This is a genomic window from Sphingomonas sp. LH128 (assembly GCF_000293195.2).
Classification (GTDB): domain Bacteria; phylum Pseudomonadota; class Alphaproteobacteria; order Sphingomonadales; family Sphingomonadaceae; genus Novosphingobium; species Novosphingobium resinovorum_A.
Map to the genome: position 1 here is coordinate 1 of NZ_ALVC01000504.1, position 2,126 is coordinate 2,126.

At 62.5% G+C, this 2,126-nt stretch carries 2 protein-coding genes; both read right to left on the reverse strand.

The features are described 5' to 3' along the window. Positions 1-6: 6 nt before the first annotated feature. Positions 7-870 (reverse strand): IS21-like element helper ATPase IstB, encoded by an 864-nt coding sequence (gene istB / locus LH128_RS29365; protein WP_008833340.1) that lies wholly within the window; start codon positions 868-870, stop codon positions 7-9. Beyond that, positions 867-2,126, reverse strand: a 1,260-nt coding sequence (gene istA / locus LH128_RS29370; RefSeq protein WP_008833341.1) for an IS21 family transposase, incomplete at its 5' end; no start/stop codon positions are given. The genes istA and istB, both read right to left, overlap by 4 nt.

The window sequence follows — 2,126 nt, forward strand, 5'->3', positions numbered from 1 at the left end:
GCCGGGTTAGATTGTCGCTGGCAAGGACGATTCTTCGCTCTGATTGTCGCTGATCGACATTTTCTCGATGGATTTGATTGTCGCGTATTTTGGGGTCCTTCCAGCCCCTGTCTGTCGCTGGAGGGCGGCCCTGCGACGATAGCTCTCGACATTCATCTCGAAGATGGTGGCGTGATGAACGAGACGGTCGACGGCCGCGAGCGTCATGGCGGGATCCGGGAAGACCCGGTTCCATTCGCCGAAGGGCTGGTTGGCCGTGATGAGCATGGATCGGCGCTCATAGCGTGCGCTGATCAACTCGAAGAGCACGGAGGTTTCAGCCTGATCCTTGGCGACATAGGCGAGGTCGTCCAGGATGAGCAGGTGGTATTTGTCGAGCTTGGCGATGGCGGATTCGAGCGCCAGTTCGCGGCGCGCGAGCTGAAGCTTCTGGACCAGCTCGGACGTGCGGGTGAACAGCACGCGCCAACCATTCTGGACAAGTTGCAGGCCGATGGCTGCCGCCAAGTGGCTCTTTCCTCCGCCCGGCGGGCCGAACAGGATGAGATTGGCGCCCTTTTCCAGCCATCCGTCGCCCGAGGTCATGGCCGTGACCTGCGCCCGCGAGACCATCGGCACGGCGTCGAAGGCGAAGCTGTCGAGCGTTTTGCCCGGTGGTAATCGTGCGTCGCTCAGATGACGTTCGATCCTACGCCGGTCACGTTCGGCCATTTCATGCTCGGTAAGTGCAGCGAGCAGTCGGGTGGCGGGCCAGCCCTCCTTGTCGGCACGTTCGGTAAACTCGGGCCAGATCACCTTGATGGCAGGAAGCCTCAACTCGTTGAGGATGAAGCTCAGGCGCTGGGCATCGACGTTATGGGCCTTGGTCATGCGGCCTCTCCCAGCAGCAGGGCATCGTAGTCGGTCAGGGGGCCAAGCTCGACCACCACCTCGGGCAGCGCGGCCGGATCGGGCGAGAAGCGCGTTCGCAACGCGGCGATGTCAGGCAGCCGGCCTTCGTCAAGGTCCTGGGCGAGAAGATCGGCAAGCTCGGCCTCGCAGGCCCGTTCATGGGCCATGGACAGCAACTCGACCATCTTGCGGCAAGCGTCACGCTCGGACATGGCTTCGAGCAGCCGTTCGAACATGAGCCTGTACGCCTCGCGCGGGAACAACTGGTCGCGATAGGTCAGCTGCAGCAGGGCCATCGGCTTACGCCTGAGGCTATGGATCACGTGACGGTAATCCACCACATAGCCATGTTCGGTAGCGCTTTTCGGGCGACCGCGTGGCCGGGTCATGAGATAACTGCCGCCCAGGAACAGATCGAGCCGATCATCGTAGAGGCGCACACGCAGTCGATGCCCGATCAACCGTGACGGCACCGTGTAGAACACCTTGCGCAGAACGAAGGTGCTGGACGAGGTGACGGGAAGGATATGTTCCTCGTAGTCGCTGGTGCGACGATCAGGTAGCGGTTTGAGCGTTGCCCTTTCGGTGTCGATGCGGGCGGCACTGCGCCGGTTCTTTCGGGCAACGATCTCGTCGATGAACCTGCGATAGGCCGCGAGGTCCTCGAAGTCGGTCGATCCACGCATCGCCAGCGCATCCTCCACCGCCGCCTTGAGATGGCCGTGGGAGCTTTCGACGCTGCCATTCTCATGCGCGATGCCGCGGTTGTTGCGGGTCGGCGTCATGCCATAATGTTCGCACAAGGCGTCGTAGCGTGTGGTCAAGTCCGCACGGGCATCGGCATCAAGGTTGCGAAACGCGGCCGACAGACTGTCGCTGCGGTGTTCGCCCGGCGCGCCGCCCAGCATCCAAAGCGCGTTCTGCAGCCCCTCAGCCAATGCGACATAGCTCTCGCCGCCCAGGATGACATGGGCATGTTCGAAGCCTGACCACACCAGGCGGAAGTGGTAAAGCAGGTGATCGAGGGGCGCACCCGCGATCGTGACTTTGAGGCTCCTCATGTCGGTGAAGTCCGAAAGGCCCATTCGCCCCGGCTCATGAGTCTGGCGGAAGATCACTTCCTGTTCCGGGCCATGAACGGCCCGCCAGGCACGGATACGACGCTCCATCGTGCGGCGAACCCCAAAATCGAGATCGGGATGGCGACGGCGCATCTCCTCGAAGATCGCCACCGC